The 17,823-nt window shown below is 67.7% G+C and carries 17 protein-coding genes; 4 read left to right on the top strand and 13 right to left on the bottom strand.

Going from position 1 to position 17,823, the window contains the following annotated elements:
- Positions 1 to 74: 74 nt before the first annotated feature.
- Genes HPF_RS00680 through HPF_RS00670 form a run of 3 tightly spaced genes read right to left on the bottom strand, consistent with a single transcriptional unit; the run spans position 75 to position 1,835 of the window.
- Entirely contained in the window at positions 75 to 647 is a 573-nt protein-coding gene (locus HPF_RS00680) for a YceI family protein (RefSeq protein WP_079366381.1), read from the bottom strand.
- A 50-nt stretch (positions 648 to 697) separates the two neighbouring features.
- Positions 698 to 1,261: a YceI family protein gene (locus HPF_RS00675; RefSeq protein ID WP_133155442.1), complete on the bottom strand. Its 564-nt coding sequence runs from the start codon at positions 1,259 to 1,261 to the stop codon at positions 698 to 700.
- 19 nt (positions 1,262 to 1,280) lie between these two features.
- Positions 1,281 to 1,835 (bottom strand): cytochrome b, encoded by a 555-nt coding sequence (locus tag HPF_RS00670; RefSeq protein WP_133155441.1) that lies wholly within the window; start codon positions 1,833 to 1,835, stop codon positions 1,281 to 1,283.
- A gap of 136 nt (positions 1,836 to 1,971) precedes the next feature.
- Between HPF_RS00670 and HPF_RS00665 the strand changes: the two genes are divergently transcribed.
- The 3 genes from HPF_RS00665 to HPF_RS00655 all read left to right on the top strand — a co-directional run bounded on the left by HPF_RS00665 (position 1,972) and on the right by HPF_RS00655 (position 3,802).
- The gene (locus tag HPF_RS00665) at positions 1,972 to 2,625 is read left to right on the top strand and encodes a Crp/Fnr family transcriptional regulator (RefSeq protein ID WP_133155440.1); all 654 of its coding nucleotides are present in this window, start codon (positions 1,972 to 1,974) and stop codon (positions 2,623 to 2,625) included.
- A 114-nt stretch (positions 2,626 to 2,739) separates the two neighbouring features.
- A complete protein-coding gene (locus HPF_RS00660; protein WP_079366378.1) occupies positions 2,740 to 2,931 on the top strand; it encodes a YgaP family membrane protein in 192 nt (63 codons plus the stop codon).
- A gap of 97 nt (positions 2,932 to 3,028) precedes the next feature.
- On the top strand, positions 3,029 to 3,802 hold the full coding sequence (locus HPF_RS00655; RefSeq protein ID WP_133155439.1) for a class II aldolase/adducin family protein: 774 nt from the start codon (positions 3,029 to 3,031) through the stop codon (positions 3,800 to 3,802).
- Positions 3,803 to 3,841: 39 nt separating this feature from the next.
- Here the strand turns inward: HPF_RS00655 and HPF_RS00650 are convergent, their stop codons facing one another.
- From HPF_RS00650 to HPF_RS00605, 10 genes are all read right to left on the bottom strand, one after another.
- Entirely contained in the window at positions 3,842 to 5,167 is a 1,326-nt protein-coding gene (locus HPF_RS00650; RefSeq protein WP_133155438.1) for a glutamine synthetase family protein, read from the bottom strand.
- Positions 5,168 to 5,169: 2 nt separating this feature from the next.
- Entirely contained in the window at positions 5,170 to 6,648 is a 1,479-nt protein-coding gene (locus HPF_RS00645) for an aldehyde dehydrogenase (RefSeq protein ID WP_207959276.1), read from the bottom strand.
- Positions 6,649 to 6,768: 120 nt separating this feature from the next.
- The gene (locus tag HPF_RS00640) at positions 6,769 to 8,118 is read right to left on the bottom strand and encodes a hypothetical protein (protein WP_133155436.1); all 1,350 of its coding nucleotides are present in this window, start codon (positions 8,116 to 8,118) and stop codon (positions 6,769 to 6,771) included.
- A gap of 5 nt (positions 8,119 to 8,123) precedes the next feature.
- On the bottom strand, positions 8,124 to 8,984 hold the full coding sequence (locus HPF_RS00635) for an ABC transporter permease (RefSeq protein WP_127806526.1): 861 nt from the start codon (positions 8,982 to 8,984) through the stop codon (positions 8,124 to 8,126).
- Positions 8,984 to 9,889 (bottom strand): ABC transporter permease, encoded by a 906-nt coding sequence (locus HPF_RS00630; RefSeq protein ID WP_127806527.1) that lies wholly within the window; start codon positions 9,887 to 9,889, stop codon positions 8,984 to 8,986. The genes HPF_RS00635 and HPF_RS00630 overlap by 1 nt, the downstream gene beginning before the upstream one ends.
- Positions 9,890 to 9,911: 22 nt before the next feature.
- Positions 9,912 to 11,015, bottom strand: coding sequence for an ABC transporter ATP-binding protein (locus HPF_RS00625; RefSeq protein WP_066152134.1), 1,104 nt, complete (start codon positions 11,013 to 11,015; stop codon positions 9,912 to 9,914).
- 97 nt (positions 11,016 to 11,112) lie between these two features.
- Positions 11,113 to 12,294, bottom strand: coding sequence for an extracellular solute-binding protein (locus HPF_RS00620; RefSeq protein ID WP_079366373.1), 1,182 nt, complete (start codon positions 12,292 to 12,294; stop codon positions 11,113 to 11,115).
- A 154-nt stretch (positions 12,295 to 12,448) separates the two neighbouring features.
- Positions 12,449 to 13,888 (bottom strand): aspartate aminotransferase family protein, encoded by a 1,440-nt coding sequence (locus tag HPF_RS00615; RefSeq protein WP_133155435.1) that lies wholly within the window; start codon positions 13,886 to 13,888, stop codon positions 12,449 to 12,451.
- A 106-nt stretch (positions 13,889 to 13,994) separates the two neighbouring features.
- Complete coding sequence (locus HPF_RS00610) at positions 13,995 to 15,368, bottom strand: glutamine synthetase family protein (protein ID WP_066152126.1); 1,374 nt, start codon at positions 15,366 to 15,368, stop codon at positions 13,995 to 13,997.
- 52 nt (positions 15,369 to 15,420) lie between these two features.
- Positions 15,421 to 16,221, bottom strand: a complete 801-nt coding sequence (locus HPF_RS00605; protein ID WP_079366558.1) for a gamma-glutamyl-gamma-aminobutyrate hydrolase family protein — start codon at positions 16,219 to 16,221, stop codon at positions 15,421 to 15,423.
- A 111-nt stretch (positions 16,222 to 16,332) separates the two neighbouring features.
- On the opposite strand from HPF_RS00605, the gene pdxR reads away from it, so the two are divergent.
- Positions 16,333 to 17,823, top strand: coding sequence for a MocR-like pyridoxine biosynthesis transcription factor PdxR (gene pdxR / locus HPF_RS00600; protein WP_133155434.1), 1,491 nt, complete (start codon positions 16,333 to 16,335; stop codon positions 17,821 to 17,823).

Below are 17,823 nucleotides of genomic sequence, written 5' to 3'. Positions count from 1 at the left end.
CCCGTTTGTACCGCAGCCCGCAAAGCAAAAGGCCCGCAGCAGCGGGCCTTTGTTCGGGAACGGTGGCGCAGGAATTACTGCTTCACAGCTTCCACTTGCAGCACCAGGCGCACGTTCTTGGGGAAGCCCCAGTCGATGCCGTAGTTCACGCCGAAGGCGGTGCGGTCGATGGTGGCTTCGAAGTCGCCGCCGCAGACTTCGCGCTTGAGCATGGGGCTGTCGTAGCAGTTGAACTGCGTGGCCTTGAGCGTGACGGGCTGGGTCTTGCCGGCGATGGTCAGGTTGCCTTCCACGGCCGAGACCTTGTCACCGCTGAAGACGAACTTGCTGGAGACGAACTGGGCCTTGGGAAACTTCTCGGCGTTCAGGATCTCGGCGCTGGCCAGGTGCTTGTCGAACATGGCGGTGCCGGAGTTCACCGAGGCGATGTCGATGCTGATGTCGACCTTGCCGGTCTTGGCGGCCTTGTCGAAGCTGACCTTGCCTTCCTTCTTGTCGAAACGGGCACGGTTGGTCGTGGTGCCGAAGTGGCCGATCTCGAAGGTGGCAAAGGTGTGGGTCGGGTCGATCGCGTAGTCGGCGGCCTGGGCGATGCCGGCGGTCGAAAGCACGGCCGCGGCGGCCAGCAGGGAGAGGGACTTGCGCATGGTTGAACTCCTGGATTGAGGTTGGAAAACTGAAAAACGGGAAGGGGGAATCAGAGCTTGGGCACGCCGGTCAGGGCGATCTTGAACTTCACCTGCACCTCGTCGGCGACCATCGAGGTGTCGGCCCACTCCTTCTCGCCGATGCGGAAGGTCAGGCGCTTGATCGGGAAGGCGCCGCTGGCCACGGTGGTGGCGCCGTTCTGCGCCAGCGTGACGGGCACGACCACGTCGCTGCTCACACCCTTGATGCTCAGCTTGCCGGCGACCTCGTACTTCGTGGCGTCGATGCGCTTGATGGCGCTGGACTGGAAGGTGGCCTTGGGGAACTGGGCCACGTTGAACCAGGTGGCCTTGGGCAGCTCGGCGTTGGCTTCGCGGCTGATGTCGGCGCTGCCGGTGTCCACGGTGAAGGCGATGCTGCTGGTGGCCAGCTTGGCCGGATCGAACGCCACCTGGGCGCTGAAGCTCTTGAACTTGCCGTCCACCGGCACGCCCATCTGGCGGCTGGTGAACGCGACCTCGCTCTGGGCGGGAACGATGGCCTGCTGCGCCTGCACGGCCAGCGGCGAGAGGCTTGCGGCGACCAGCGCCAGGGAAAGAAGACGGGTGTTCATGAAAGGACTCCTGGGAAGGTCAGCGGCTGAAACCCATGCGGGACATCAGGCCGTCGCGGTCGACAAAGTGGTGCTTGAGCGCCCCGGCCACGTGCAACAGCACCAGGCCCGCCATGGACAGGGCTGCGATCTTGTGGGCTTCCTTCAGCGCATCGGCCAGGCCTTCGCTCACCGGCACGAAGTCGGGCAGCGGCAGCACGCCGAACAGCACCACCGGGAAACCGGCGGCCGAGCTGAAGGCCCAGCCGCTGAGCGGCACGGCAAAAAACAGGGCGTACAGGCCGATGTGGGTGGCGTGGTGGGCCAGCTTCTGCCAGCCGGGCATGGCGGCCTCGATGGCCGGGGGCAGCGCGGGCGGCGATTTCAGGATGCGGGTGAGCAGGCGGACCGCGGAGAAAGCGAGCACCAGCACACCAGCCCACTTGTGCCAGCTGTAGTACTGCAGCCGGGCGGGCGAAAACGGCAGGTCCGCCATGTAGAGGCCCAGCGCGAAATTGCCCACGATGAGCAGGGCCAGCGCCCAGTGCAAGGCCCGGGCCAGCGGGTGGTAGGGGGTGACGGAGGTGGTAACCATGGCGGCAGTGTAGGGATGGGCCGCGCCGCCCGGGTCAAAAGCGCTTGAAGCCTGAATTCAAAAATTTCGAATGAACTTTGCCCATGCGTTCGCATCTCTGTCCCCCGGACAAGCCCCCGCCCCTACAATGCGCCGCATGTCCCAGACCACCCCGCCCGACCTGCTGACGCTGTACCCGGCGCTGGCCGGGCTGCCGGCGCTGGTGGCCCGACTCTCCCCCATGACCGTGCCCGCCGGCACCCGGCTGTTCCGCGAGAACGACCCCTGCCAGGGCTTTCCGCTGGTGCTCTCCGGCGAAGTGAAGGTCTCGCGCAGCGCCGCCAACGGCCGCGAGCTGGAGCTCTACCGGGTGGCGCCCGGCGAGATGTGCCTGGTGTCCTCGGCCGGCCTGTTCGCCCACCAGCCGCTGACCGCGCGCGGCGTGGCCACCAGCCAGACCACGCTGTGCCTGCTGCCGCCGCAGGACTTCCAGGCCGCGCTGGCGGATGCCGGGTTCCGCGAGTACGTGCTGGGCCTGTTCGCAGCGCGCATGGCCGACCTCACCGGCCTGATCGAGGCCATCGCCTTCCAGCGCCTGGACAGCCGCCTCGCCGCCGCCCTGCTCGGCCACGGCCAGACGCTCAAGACCACCCACCAGGCGCTGGCCGACGAGCTGGGCACGGTGCGCGAGATCGTCACGCGGCTGCTGCACCGCTTCGAGCGCGACGGCCTGGTCGAGCTCTCGCGCGAGAGCATCGCCATCAAGGACAGCGCCGGCCTGCGCACGCTGGCCGCCGGCCAGGCCGGCTGAGCCCCTTTTCACGGTTCGTTCTCCCCGCGAACCCTGTGTGACCGCGGTCACAGACCAACCGGGGCCGCCGCGGCTCCAATACGTCCGCACCCTCTTTCACCACAGGAGCTTCACATGACCAAGAACGTTGGCGGCGTTGACCGCACCCTCCGCATTGTCGTCGGCCTCGCTCTCATCGCCGCCGCCGCCACCGGCACCATCGGCCTCTGGGGCTACATCGGCGTCGTGCCCCTGCTGACCGGCCTGATGGGCTGGTGCCCGCCGTATGCCCTGCTCGGCTTCAACACCTGCTCGATGAAGAAGTAAGCCCCGCGGCTGTCGGACCTGCGACAGCCTGCATGCCGTGTCCGCGCGACCATGTCGCGCACCGCCGCGCACCCTGATGCGGCGCAGGAGACACGGCATGCTCAACATCCCCTCGCTCAAGGACTCGGTCAGCACCGAGGAATGGCAGATCCGCTGCGACCTCGCGGCCTGCTACCGCCTGGTGGCCGCCTACGGCTGGTCCGACCTGGTGTTCACCCACATCAGCGCCAAGCTGCCCGACAGCGTCACCGGCGGCGAGCACCAGTTCCTGATCAACCCCTATGGCCTGATGTTCGACGAGATCACGGCGTCCAGCCTGGTCAAGGTCGACATGCAGTGCAACAAGCTGCACGACACGCCCTTCCCTGTGAACCCGGCGGGCTTTGTGATCCACAGCGCGGTGCACGAGGCGCGGCCCGAGGTGCAGTGCGTGCTGCACACCCACACCCGCGCGGGCGTGGCGGTCAGCGCGCAGAAGGCCGGCATCCTGCCGATCAGCCAGCAGAGCACCTTCGTGCTGGCTTCGCTCGCGTACCACGCTTACGAAGGCGTGGCCTTCCGCCCCGACGAGAAGCCGCGGCTGCAGGCCGACCTCGGCCGCGCCAACTTCCTCGTGCTGCGCAACCACGGCCTGCTGACCGTGGGCAGCTCGATCCCGGACGCCTTCCTCTCGATGTACACCTTCGAGAACACCTGCCGCATCCAGATCGACGCACAGGCCGGTGGCGGTGAACTCACCCAGGTGGACCCGCGCATCCTGGCCGGCATGGCCGAGGTGATGAAAATCGCGACCGCCGGCCAGGGCGCGATGCTGGCCTGGCCGGCGCTGCTGCGCAAGCTGGACCGCAGCGACACGTCGTACAGGACCTGAGCCGGGCCGCGCCCGGGCGTGCGCTGGCCCGAGGCGCGTTCAGAACCCGTCCGCGTAACGCGCCAGTTCCCAGTCGCTCACCTGCTGCGCGTAGGCGTCCCACTCGGCGCGCTTGAGCGCCAGGAACTGCTCGCAGAAAGCCTCGCCCAGGTCGTCGCGCAGGATGGCGTCGGATCGCAGCGCGGCCAGGGCCTCGTGCAGGTCGCGCGGCAGCCGCGGCGGCAGCGTCTCGCCGGCCGCGTGTCGCTGGTAGAGGTCGGCGTCGATGGCCTCGGGCGCGGGCAGCTCGCGGTCGATGCCGTCCAGCCCCGCGGCCAGCGTGGCCGCCAGCGCGGCGTACACATTGCACGAGGGGTCGGGCAGGCGCCACTCGATGCGGCCGGCCACCGTGCGCACGAGGCAGGTGCGGTTGTTGTCGCCCGCCGCTTTCCACACCGGCGACCAGGTGGTGCCCGACGCGCTCTCGCTGACCGCCAGCCGCTTGTAGCTGTTGACCGTGGGCGCGCACAGCGCGGCCAGGGCATCGCCGTGTTCGAGCAGGCCGGCCGCGAACCGCAGGCCGGTGGCACTCAGACCCATTGGCCCGCCGGCGTCGGCCATCACGGGTTTGCCATCGGCGTCCGTCAGGCTGAGGTGGAAATGCAGGCCGCTGCCCGGCGCTCCCGCCAGCGGCTTGGGCATGCAGCTGAAGGTGCTTCCGTGCTGCTGCGCCACCGCGTGCGCGGTGAGCTTGAAAAGCTGGTAGCGGTCGGCCGCGGCCAGGGCCTCGTCGAAGCGGTAGTTGATCTCGTACTGGCCCGTCGCGTCCTCGTGGTCCATCTGCTGCAACTCAAAGCCCAGGGCGGTGAGGTGGCGCCGCATGTCGTCCAGAAAGCCGTGGTTGCGCACGATGGCTTTCAGGTCGTAGGACGGTTTGCCCAGCCGGTCTTCACCATCGGCCACGACCCAGCGGCCGTCTTCACCGCGGCGCAGCAGGAAGAACTCGGGCTCGATGCCGACGTGGAAGGTCCAGCCGAGCTCGCGCAGGCGCGCCAGTTGTCGCCGCAGCATCTGGCGCGAGCAGGTGGCCAGCGGCTGCCCGCCCGCAAAGCCGTCGCACACCGCGTGCGCCACACCCGGCAGCCAGGGCAGCGGTCGCAGGCTCTCGGGCACGACGCGGCCGAAGTACTCGCCGCGCGCGCCCATGCGCGGCAGGCCCGTGCCCCAGATGCTGGGGCCCGCAAAGCCGGCCCCCGTGACCACCGCGTCGGGCAGGCCATCGAGCGGCACCAGCTTGCCCTTGGGCACGCCGTGCAGGTCGGTGAAGGTGGCCATCACCGAATGCACACCCTGCGCCCGCAGGGCCTCCATGCGCTGCGCCAGCATCTTCAGACCGGGCTGTCGATGCGAATCCAGGTGGTTTTGGTCTCGGTGTACTTGTCGAACGCGTGCAGCGACTTGTCGCGCCCCACCCCGCTCTGCTTGAAGCCACCGAAGGGCACCGTGATGTCGTCCTCGTCGTAGGAGTTCACGTGCACCGTGCCGGCGCGCAGCGCGCGCGCCACGCCGTGCGCCTTGTTGATGTCGCGCGTCCACACCGCGGCCTGCAAGCCGTAGATGTTGTTGTTGGCCTGCTTCACCACGTCGGCCGCGTCGGTGAACGACAGCACCGACAGCACCGGGCCGAAGATCTCCTCGCGCGCGATCGTCATGCTGTTGGTCACGCCGTCGAAGATGGTCGGCTGCACGTAGCAGCCGCCGGCCACGGGCGCGACGCGCTCGCCGCCCGCGAGCAGCTTGGCGCCCTCGCTCTGGCCCAGGCCGATGTAGCGCATCACGTTGTCCAGCTGCACCTGGTCGACGATGGCGCCCATCACAGTGTTCTTGTCCAGCGGGTTGGCCGGCTGGTACTGCGGCACCAGCTTGAGCGCCTTCTCCAGGAAGGCGTCCTTGATCGAGGCCTCGACGAACAGGCGCGAGGGCGCGTTGCAGCTCTCGCCCTGGTTGAAGAAGATGCTGCCCACCGACGCCTCCACCGCCTTGTCCAGGTCGGGGCAGTCGGCGAACACGATGTTGGGCGACTTGCCGCCCAGCTCGGTCCAGGCGCGCTTGAGGTTGCTCTGCCCGGCCATCACGTGGATCTGCTTGCCCACGCGGGTGCTGCCGGTGAAGGCGATGCAGTCCACGTCCATGTGCAGCGCCAGCGGCGAACCGGCCTCGGGGCCGTAACCGGTCACCACGTTGAAGACGCCGGCCGGGATGCCGGCTTCCAGCGCCAGCTCGGCCAGCTTGAGCGCCGTGAGCGGACTCTTCTCGGACGGCTTCAAGACCACCGAATTGCCCGCCGCCAGGGCCGGCGCGATCTTCCACGCCGCCATGATCATGGGGTAGTTCCAAGGCACGATCACGCCGACCACGCCCACCGGCTCGCGGGTGATCAGGGCCAGCGCGGTGTCGGGCGTGGGCGCGATCTCGTCGTAGACCTTGTCCACCGCCTCGCCGTACCAGCGCACGCAGTTGGCCGCGCTGTTCACGTCCACGCCCTTGGCGTACTTGACGGGCTTGCCCATGTCCAGCGACTCGGTCAGCGCCAGCAGATCGCCATTGGCCTGGATGAGCTCGGCGAACCTGATCATCACGCGCTTGCGCTGCGCGGGCGCCTTCCCGGCCCAGCGCCGGTCTTCAAAGGCCGCGCGGGCGGCCGCCACAGCGGCGTCGATGTCGGCCTGGCTGCAGCGCGCGACCTGGGTCAGCAGGCGGCCGTCGACCGGCGAGAGGCAGTCGAAGGTCTGGCCATCGCGCGCGGCGACGCGCTCACCGTCGATGAGGGCGCGGCCGTCGAAAGAAGGGATGGTGGTGTCGGACATGGGCACGGGTCTCCACATTGAATTGGCACCATGCTAAGACAACATCCCGTGAAATGTTGCGTCCACTTTCGACACCCGGAAGGACCGAGTGGACTCAGCGGCGGCGCGTGGGAAGCCCGTTCACCGCGCCGCGTCCCGCTCGAACCGCCGCCGCAGCCAGGTGCGCCGTTCGTAGTCGCTCTGCACCACCGGCACCCCGTACAGCGCGTGGCAGCCGTAGGCCAGCACATCGTCGCGCCCACCCAGCACCAGATACGGCTCGCCACTGCGGCGCCAGTCCTGCGCCAGCCGCTTGCAGACGCGGCGCACTTTGTCGCGCGTCACAGGCTCCAGCGTGGTCGCGGCGTCGATGAAGCCGTCCTTGCCCACCACAAACCGCCCCAGCTGCACCCCGACCAGCGCCACCATCAGCGCCAGACCGCCCCACAGCGGCACCCGCCAGGTCATACCGGTCGGTGCCCAGCGCGCGATCACCAGCAGCGCCAGCAAGGGCAGCGGCAGCATCATCCGGTAGAGCGAGAAGAACGGCGAGCCGGCGTTGTATTCGGCGAACTTGTTGTTGCCCACCATCAGCGCGATCAGCAGCAGCAGGCCCACCGCGCCCAGCGCCCAGCGCCAGCCGTCCGGCCCCGCCAGCGACGCAGGGTCGCGCCGCTCGGCCCGGAGCACCAGCGCCCCGGCGCCCAGGCCCAGCAGCAGCAGGCCGCCCAGCGCCACCACCACGTCGGGGTTCTGCAGGTTGCCCAGCAGGTAGCCGGGCCGGAAGAACAGGTCGGGGAAACGGTGCACCACATGGTCCGGGTGCCACACATAGAACAGCCCCAACGCCTTGAACAGTGCGTAGCCCAGCAGCAACCCGGCCCCGGCCAGCAGCCAGCGCCGCCGGTCGGGCAGGAACACCAGGGCCGGCAGCATCAGCACATTGCTCATGTACGAGCCGGTGCAGAAGCCCACCAGCGCCGCCCAGCCGATCTGCGCCCCGGCCGACGGCGCCACCGGGCGCAGCAGCATGGCCAGGCCCAGCCAGGCCAGCGCGATGCCGGTGATGAAGCCGCGCGGCAGCGCCGCGGCCAGCGTGTACTCCAGCGGCAGCGCGAAGAACAGCGCGGTCACGCCGAGCGCCGCCCAGGGCCGTTCGCGACCCAGCCACCAGGTGGTCAGCACCCAGGGCAGGTAGAAGCTCAGCGCCGCCACCGCCTTGACCGCCGCCAGCGGGTCCAGGCCCAGCCAGACCGCGGGCACGGCCAGGTAGGCCTCGAACGGCAGCAGGTAGGCCTGGCCGTAGAAGAAGGGCTCGTGGAACTCGCCGCGCGCCATCCAGGCGGCCTGGTCGGCCACCACCAGCTGGTCCGGGTCCAGCCAGACGGCGTGAAAGCCGGCCTGGTGGACCACGGCGTGCAGGGCGCAGAGAAGCAGCAGCCAGAGGCGGCTGTCTCGAAGCAACACGGTGCGGCCGACCAGGTCTCGCAAGGCGCTCAGCGCGCCGACAGCGCCGACAGCTCGGCCCGCGTGGCGGCCTGGATCTCGCGCTCGCGCTTGCGCGTCTGGCGCGCCACCCAGACGCTGTAGCCGATGATCACGATGGTCACCGTGGTGATGAGCAGCGTGGCGGCGGCGTAGATGGTCGGGTTGATGCCGCGGCGGGCGTAGCCGAAGATCACCTGCGGCAGCGTGGAAACGCCGGGGCCGGAGAGGAATTCGGAGATCACCACGTCGTCGAACGAGAGCGTGAAGGAGAGCAGGAAGGCCGCCAGGATGCCCTGGAAGATGTTGGGCAGCGTGATCAGGAAGAACACCTGGTGCGGCCGCGCGCCGAGGTCCATCGCGGCCTCCTCGATGCGGCGGTCCATCTCCATCAGCCGGCTCTGAATCACCACCATGCCGTAGGCCATGCCCAGCAACGTGTGGCCCAGGATGATGGTCAGCATGCCGCGCTCGGGCCAGCCGAAGACGTTCTGCGCGCCCACCATCAGCAGCAGCAGCGACAGGCCGATCACCACCTCGGGCATCACCAGCGGCGCATTCACCATGCCCGAGAAGATGGTGCGGCCCAGGAACTGGCGGTAGCGCACCAGCACGAAGGCCGCGAAGGTGCCCAGCACGGCCGAGAGCACGCCCGTGACCGCGGCGACCTTCACCGACAGCCAGAAGCCTTCGACGATCTTGGTGTCGCGCGTGAGCGCCTCGTACCAGCGCAGCGAGAAGCCGGTGAAGTTCGCGTCCTGCCGGGTGCTGTTGAAGCTGAACACGATCATGAAGAACAGCGGCAGGTACAGGAACAGGTAGACCAGCGCCATCCAGGCCTTGCCGAAGTGCTTTTCGAGAATCCGTTTCATCACTTCTTCTCCTCGGCGGTGTAGTGGTAGTAGATCGCCAGGGGCACGATGATCAGCGCGATCATCACCACCGCCAGCGCCGAGGCGCGCGGCCAGTTGTTGCTGGTGAACATCTCGTCCCAGACCACGCGGCCGATCATGATGTTCTCCGGTCCGCCCAGCAGCGAGGGGATCACGAACTCGCCCACCGCGGGAATGAACACCAGCATGAAGCCGGCGATGATGCCGGCCTTGGACAGCGGCACCGTCACCAGCCAGAAGGCCTTGAAGGGCGTGGTGCCCAGGTCGTAGGCGGCCTCCAGCAGGCGGAAATCCATCTTCACCAGGTTGGCGTAGAGCGGCAGGACCATGAAGGGCAGGTAGACGTAGGTCATGCCCACCAGCATCGACACGTTGGTGTAGAGCATCTGGATCGGCTCGCTGGTGAGGCCCACCGCCATCAGCACTTTGTTGACCACACCCTGGTCGGCCAGGATGCCCTTCCACGCGTAGACGCGCAGCAGGAACGAGGTCCAGAACGGCAGCATCACCATCATCAGCAGGGCCGGCCGCACCGCCGGCGACGAGCGCGCGATGAAGTAGGCGAAGGGGTAGCCGATCAGCAGGCACAGCAGGGCCGTGAGCAGGGCGTACCAGATCGAGCGCAGGTAGGCCTCGATGTAGATGGTCTGGAACAGCGCGCCGCCCTCGTCGTCGCGGAAGATGGTCCAGTAGTTCTCGTACTTCAGGCTCAGGATGCCCGTCACCGGGTCCCAGATCGGCTTGAAGGGGTTGATGCTCTCGCCCTGGTCGACGAAGCTGATGTACAGCAGGATCAGGAAGGGCAGCAGGAAGAAGAAAAACAGCCAGACATAGGGCACGCCGATGACGAAGCGCTTGCCTGGAACCGGAAGGGGTGACGCCATGGTGGTGCTCCTCGGTTCGGGTTCAGTCGCGCAGCACCACGGCGTCGAGGTCGTCCCACCAGAAGAACACGTCGTCCTCCCAGGTGATGTCCAGCAGTTCGTGGCGTGAGCCGTTGGGCTCGGTGATCTTCACCTTGGTGCCCTGTGGCGTGACCACGATGTAGTTGTTGTACGACCCGAAGTAGCCGATTTCCTTGACCCGTCCGGCGAACAGGTTGTGGTCGATGTGGGATGGGCGCTCCTTGGCGATCTCGATCTTCTCGGGTCGCACCGCCACCGCCACCGGCATGTCGAGGGTGCCGCTGATGCCGTGCCCGACGTGCACCTCGCCGATCGCCGTGCCCACCGCGCAGCGGTCGGGCTCGTCCAGTGTCAGCTTGCCATCGAACAGGTTGACGTTGCCGATGAAGTCGGCCACGAAGCGGTTGCCCGGGTACTCGTAGATCTGCTGCGGCGTGCCCACCTGCAGCACGCGGCCCTTGCTCATGACGGCGATGCGGCTGGCCATGGTCATGGCCTCTTCCTGGTCGTGCGTCACCATCACCACGGTCACGCCCACCTTCTCGATGATGTTGACCAGCTCGAACTGGGTCTGCTCGCGCAGCTTCTTGTCCAGCGCGCCCAGCGGCTCGTCCAGCAGCAGCAGCTTGGGCTTCTTGGCCAGGCTGCGCGCCAGCGCCACGCGCTGCTGCTGCCCGCCCGAGAGCTGGTGCGGCTTGCGCTTGGCGTACGGGGTGAGCTGCACCAGGGCCAGCATCTCGTCGGTGCGCCTGGCCACCTCGTCCTTGGGCAGGCCCTCGCGCTTGAGGCCGAACGCCACGTTCTCCCAGATGTTCAGGTGCGGGAACAGCGCGTAGCTCTGGAACATCATGTTCACGGGCCGCTCGTAGGGCGGCATGTTGGCCACGTCCTGGCCACCGAGCAGGATGCGGCCCTTGGTCGGGGTCTCGAAGCCGGCCAGCATGCGCAGCAGCGTGGACTTGCCGCAGCCCGAACTGCCCAGCAGGGCGAAGATCTCGCCCTTGCCGATGGACAGCGAAACCTCGTCGACGGCCACCGCCTCGTCGAACCGCTTGACCAGTTTTTCCGTGACCAGATAGCCTTCTTGCGTGCCGGCTGCTGCCATGGTGACCCCTCGTTGTTGGTGATTCAGAAACAGAAAGGGCTGTTCATACACAGGGTACGAACAGCCCGTGCAGGCTATGCCTGGGTGCCGGTGGTGCTTACTTGCCCTTCTTGAAGCTGTTGTAAGCGTTGGACATCGCCTCACGCGCCTCGTTGGTGAAGCTGCTGGGCGGGATCATCTTGGCCATGTAGTCCGACTCCACGAAGATCGTCTTGTTGCCGGCGATCTCGGGGTTGACCTTGTCCATGCCTGCCTTGTTGCCGGTGGGGTAGCCCATCTCGTTGGCCATGGCGGCCGCGTTCTCGGGACGCAGGAAGTAGTCGATGAAGGCCATTGCGTTGTTCGGGTGCTTGGCGTCCTTGGTGATGGCCATGGCATCGACAAACAGCAGCGCACCGGAGGAAGGCAGCAGGGCCTCGATCACATCCTTGCCTCCGTTTTCCTTCACGCGGGCAGCGGCCTGGTTGATGTCGCCGGACCAGCCAATGGCCACGCAGGCCTTGCCGCCGGCGATGTCGTCGATCATGGTCGAGCTGAACAGGCGGATGTCCTTGCGAACCTTGGCCAGCATCTCGTTGGCGGCCTTGTAGTCGGCCGGGTCGTTCGAGTAGGCGTCCTTGCCGATGTAGTGCAGCGCCACCGGGATGATCTCGGTGGGCGAATCCAGGTAGGCGATGCCGCAGGACTTGAGCTTGCTGGTGTACTCGGGCTTGAACACCAGGTCCCAGGCGTTTTCCGGCATGGGCATGCCGCCCAGGGCCTTCTCGAGCTTGGTCTTGTTGATGCCCACGGTGGTGAAGCCCCAGCCCCAAGGCACCAGGTGCTGGTTGTCCGGGTCGGCCTTGGTCAGCGTCTTCATGAACTCGCCGTCCAGGTTGGCCAGGTTGGGGATCTGGTCCTTCTTCAGCGGCTGCAGCAGACCGCCCTCGATCTGGGGCTTGGCGAACACGGTGCCGGGCACGACGATGTCATAGCCGGAGTTGCCGGCCACCAGCTTGGCATGCAGGGCCTCGTTGGTCTCGAAGGTGTCGTAGTTGACCTTGATGCCGGTTTCCTTCTCGAAGGTGGCGATCATGCCCTCGGGGATGTAGTCGGGCCAGTTGTAGATGTTCAGGACTTTCTCGTCGTCGAACACCGGGCCGGCCGGCTTGGCGGGTTCGGCGGCGGGCGCCGGGGCGGCGGCGACCGGGGCGGCCGGCGCGGGCGCGGGCTCTTCCTTCTTGCCGCAGGCGGCCAGCAGGACGGCTGTGATGGCCAGGGCCAGGACTTGCTTCTTCATGATGAGGAACGCTCCAGGTTTGAGGGGAATAATTCCCAACGGTTGATGTACAGACACCCTGCTTCAACGCTTGCGTTGAACAAGCAAATAGCAGACCAACTTTATCCCCAATCCGGGGCGTCTTTTACTGTAACAAACAATCGCGTGCGCACGGTCAGCCGAGCAGGCCCTGCGAGCGCAAATCGTCCAGCGTCGCGTCCAGGCAGAGGCGGATCAGACCCATCATCTCGTCGATCTGCGCCCGGGTCATCACCAGCGGGGGCGCGATGATCATGCGGTCGCCCACGGCGCGCATGATCAGGCCGTTCCTGAAGCAGTGGCCGCGGCAGATCATGCCCACCGCCAGGTCGGGGTCGAACATGGTGCGTTTGACTTTGTCCTTGACCAGCACCAGCCCGGCCACGAAGCCGCAGGTCTCGGCCTCGCCCACCAGCGGGTGGTCCTTGAGCTCGGCAAAACGCTGGGCCAGGTAGGGGCCGGTGTCGTTCTTCACCCGGTCCACCAGGCCCTCGCGCTCCATCAGCTCCAGGTTGGCCAGCGCCACCGCGCAGGCCACCGGGTGACCGCTGTAGGTGTAGCCGTGGTTGAACTCGCCGCCCTTCTCGATCAGCACCTCGGCCACGCGGTTGCCCACCATCACGCCGCCGAGCGGGATGTAGCCGCTGGTCACGCCCTTGGCGAAGGTCACCAGGTCGGGCTTCATGCCGAACTTCTCGTAGGCGAACCAGTGGCCCAGGCGGCCGAAGGCGCAGATCACCTCGTCGGCGATCAGCAGGATGCCGTACTTGTCGACGATGCGCTGGATCTCGGGCCAGTAGGTCTCGGGCGGGATGATCACGCCACCGGCGCCCTGCACCGGCTCGCCAATGAAGGCCGCCACCTTGTCCGGGCCGATGGCCAGGATCTTCTCTTCCAGCCAGCGGGCCGCGCGCACACCGAACTCGGCCGGGGTTTCGCCGGCGCGCGCGTTCTCCCAGTGGTGCGGCTGCTCGATGTGGGTGATGTTGGGGATCGGCAGGTCGCCCTGCGCGTGCATGCCGCTCATGCCGCCCAGCGAGGCGCCGGCCATAGTGCTGCCGTGGTAGGCGTTGTGGCGGCTGATGATGACCTTGCGCTGGGGCTGGCCCATCAGGTCCCAGTAGCGGCGCGCCATGCGCACGTTGGTGTCGTTGCTCTCGCTGCCGCTGCTGCTGAAGAACACGTGGTTGAAGCTGCGGTCGCCGACCTTGGGCGCCAGCGCCGCCAGCTTGGCCGCCAGCTGCACCGCGGGCACGTTGGTGGTCTGGAAGAAGCTGTTGTAGAAGGGCAGCGTCATCATCTGCTGGTAGGCCGCGTCCGCCAGTTCCTTGCGGCCGTAGCCGGCGTTGACGCACCACAGGCCGCTCATGCCGTCGAGCACCTTCTTGCCCTCGGAATCCCAGACGTAGATGTTGTCGGCGTGGGTCATCACGCGCGCGCCGCGCGTGGCCAGGTCGCCGTGGTCGGTGAACGGGTGGATGTAGTGCGCGCTGTCCAGTGCCTGGATGGCCTTGGTGTCCTGCTGCTCGGCACGGCGGACCAGGGCGGGGGGAGCGATCAGAGTGGAAGTGTTCATCACAGTCTCACGAATGAAGGGGTTGTTTCAAGAACGCCGCGGAACCGGCTTTGCCGGGCCGCCAGCGTTGCCCCCTGGGGGGTGACGCCAAAGGCGGCGCGGGGGGTCAAACATGCAGCAGCAGGTGTTCGCGTTCCCAGGGAGAAATGACTTTCATGAACTCCTCGAACTCCAGCTCCTTGATCTCGGTGTAGATGGTGATGAACTCTTTGCCCAGCACCTCGTGCAGGTCGGTCTCGCGGCGCAGCCAGTCCAGCGCCTCGCCCAGGCTGCGCGGCAGCGCGTAGGGCGAGAGGTAGGCGTCGCCACGCATCTCCGGCTTGGGCTTGATCTGGTTCTTCATGCCCAGGTAGCCGCAGGCCAGGGTCATCGCCATCGCCACATAGGGGTTGGCGTCGGCACCGATCACGCGGTTCTCCACGCGCCGCGCCTGCGGGCTGGAGATCGGCGAGCGGATGCCCACGGTGCGGTTGTCGTGGCCCCACTCGATGTTGATGGGCGCGGCCGTGTGGCGCGACAGGCGCCGGTAGCTGTTCACATAGGGCGCCACCAGCGCCATGGCGGCCGGGATGTAGCGCTGCAGGCCACCGATGTAGTGGAGGAAGGCGTCGGACGCGCTGCCGTCGTCCTTGCTGAAGATGTTGCGGCCAGTCTGCTTGTCCACCACGCTCTGGTGGATGTGCATGGCGCTGCCCGGCTCGCCGGCGATGGGCTTGGCCATGAAGGTGGCGTACATGTCGTGGCGCAGCGCGGCCTCGCGCACCGTGCGCTTGAAGAAGAACACCTCGTCGGCCAGGCCCAGCGGGTGGGCGTGGAAGAAGTTGATCTCCATCTGGCCGGCACCGATCTCGTGAATCAGCGTGTCCACGTTCAGCTGCATCTTGTCGCAGTAGTCGTAGATCTCCTCGAACAGCGGGTCGAACTCGTTCACTGCGTCGATCGAGTACGCCTGGCGCGAGGTTTCGGCGCGGCCGCTGCGGCCGATGGGCGGGCGCAGCAGGGTGTTGGGGTCGGTGTTGCGCGCGGTCAGGTAGAACTCCAGCTCGGGCGCGAGCACGGGGTCCCAGCCCTCGGCGGCGTAGAGGTCGCACACATGGCGCAGCACCGAGCGCGGAGCAAACGGCACCAGCTTGCCGGTGTGGTCGAAGCAGTCGTGGATCACCTGTGCGGTGGGGTCGGTGGCCCAGGGCACGATGCGCACCGTGGCCGGGTCGGGCCGCAGCTGCATGTCGCGGTCGGTCGGCTCGATCACGTCGTAGTAGGGGCCGCTGGCCGGGAACTCGCCCGTCACACCCATGGCCACGATGCCCTGCGGCAGCCGCATGCCGCGATCTTCGGTGAACTTCTCGCGCGGCAGGATCTTGCCGCGGGCCACGCCGGTCAGGTCGGGCACGAGGCATTCGACCTCGGTCACGCGGTTCTGGTTGAGCCACTGCTCCAGGTCGTTGAAGGTCTGGGGACTGGTGATCGGCTGGTTCATAAAGTGCTGTCTCTCTGTGTTGATTCTGTCGGGCCGGACCGTCTCGAGACCGTCAGGCCGGTGTGTGTCGCGCCAGGTCGGCGGCCTGCAGCCGCAGGCTGCGGCGCTGCCGGCAGGCCTTGCCGAAGGCCTGGAAGATGGCGGTGTAGAAGGGGTTTTCCCAGCAGCGCCATTCGGGGTGGAACTGCACCGCGTAGGCAAACGTGCGGGCGCCCTGCACCGCCACCGCCTCCACCTGGCCGTCGGGCGCGTGGGCCAGCGCGTCCAGCCCGGGGGCGAGCTTGCTGATGCCCTGGCCGTGCAGCGAATTGACCATCACCTCGGGGCCGCCGGCCCAGGTCTCGAACACGCTGCCCGGCACCAGCCGGATCGGGTGGCTGGGTGCGTACTGCACCTCGAACGGCGCGGTCTTGGACTCGCGGTGGTCCATCCGGCCGGGCACCTCGTGCACCCGCTGGTGCAGCGTGCCGCCCAGGGCCACATTGATCTCCTGGAAGCCGCGGCAGATGCCCAGCAGCGGCACGCCCTCGTGCACGCAGGCCTTGATCAGCGCCAGCGTCAGCGAGTCGCGCACCGGGTCCAGCGGCAGGCTGGGATCGGCCACGTCCTCGTCAAAATGGGAAGGGTGCACATTGGAGGGTGAGCCGGTCAGCATCACGCCGTCGACCAGCGGCAGCAGCTCGGGAATCTGCCCGGCGTCGGCCAGCGGGAACATGACCGGCTGGCACTCGGCGCCGACCTTGACGGCCCGGGCGTACTTGTCGCCCAGCAGCAGGAAGGGCATCTGGTGGCCGTGGTCGCCCATGAGGCGGTGGTCGGCCGGCAGCCAGACCATGCAGGGTGATGAATTCATGGCTTTGAAGCTCCAGACTTGATTGTGGCGAGGCAATTGGATCACAATCAGGGCCATTTGTTAAAACAAGATGGTGCCATTTGACCGCTGTCATGGCCCGCCCATACCCGCATGCTGTCCGAATTCCTCCTCGCCGAAATGCACCGCCTGGGCGCGCAGGACGCGCTGCCGCTGCACCGCCAGCTCTACGAGGCGCTGCGCCGCGCCATGCTCGACGGCAAGCTCGGCCCGGGCGAGCGCCTGCCCTCCAGCCGCGACCTGGCGCAGGACCTGAACCTCTCGCGCAACACGGTGGTGGCAGCCATCAACCAGCTCTCGGTGGAGGGCTATCTGGTCAGCCGGGTCGGCAGCGGCACCTATGTGAACGACAGCGTGCCACGCGCCACGCCCGGCCGCCATCCGGGCCTCACGGGCGTGCGCAGCCCCGCCCCGGCGCCCCGCATGTCGGCGCGCGGCCAGGCCCTGGCCACCCGCTTCTGCGCCACCGAACTGGAGGTCCAGCCCTTCACGCCCGGCATCGCCGACTTCAGCGCCTTCCCGCTCACGCTCTGGCAGCGGCTGCAGAACAAACACTGGCGCATGACCTACCCGGACATGCTGGACTACAACAGCTCGGGCGGCTATGCGCCGCTGCGCCGGGCCATCGCCGACTACCTGCGCGTGTTCCGCAGCGTGCAGCTGGACGCCGACCAGGTCATCGTCACCACCGGCACCCAGCAGTCGCTCGAACTCTGCGCCCGCCTGCTGGCCGACCACGGCGACACCGTCTGGGTGGAAGACCCGGCCTACTGGGGCGCGGTCAAGGCCTTCATGGCCACCGGCCTGGACCTGCACCCGGTGCCGGTGGACGACGAGGGCATCCGGCCGTCGGCGGCCGACGACGCCAAGCCGCCGCGCCTGATCTACCTGACGCCCTCGCACCAGTACCCCAGCGGCGCAGTGATGAGCCTGCCGCGGCGCCACCAGCTGCTGTCCACCGCACGCACGCACAACGCCTGGGTGCTGGAGGACGACTACGACAGCGAGTACCGCTTCTCCGGCCCGCCGATCAGCAGCCTCGAAGGACTGGACACCGACGGCCGCGTGCTCTACATGGGCACCTTCTCCAAGGTGCTCTACCCCGGCATCAAGCTGGGCTACCTGGTGGTGCCCAAGGCCCTGGTCGCGGCGTTTCGCCAGGCCCACTACGACCTCAACCGGCCGGGCCAGATGCCGCTGCAGGCCGCGCTGGCCGAGTTCATGGAGATGGGCCACTTCAGCAGCGCGCTGCGCCGCGCCCGCCAGACCTACGGCGAGCGGCGCCAGTGCCTGCTGGAGGCGCTCAAACCCGTGCTCGCCCCCGCCGGCCAGGAAGGCCCCTTCATCAGCGGCGCCGAACAGGGCCTGCACCTGTGCCTGCGCCTGCCGGCCCAGACCGACGACCGCGCGCTGGCCCAGCGCATCGCCCAGCAGGGCCTGACGGTGCGGCCGCTGTCGGCCTACTGCCTGGCGCGCCAGGACCTCAAGGGTCTGGTGATCGGCTACGGCTATGCACCGCTGTCGGGCATCGCGCGCGGCGGGCCGCTGCTGGCCGCCGCGGTGCAGCAGGCGCTCAAGGCCTGA

The sequence above is a fragment of the Hydrogenophaga pseudoflava genome (assembly GCF_004353865.1).
Classification (GTDB): Bacteria; Pseudomonadota; Gammaproteobacteria; order Burkholderiales; family Burkholderiaceae_C; genus Hydrogenophaga; species Hydrogenophaga pseudoflava.
The sequence above is the reverse complement of the archived record's forward strand: the minus strand, read 5'-3'. Positions and strand labels throughout refer to the sequence as shown.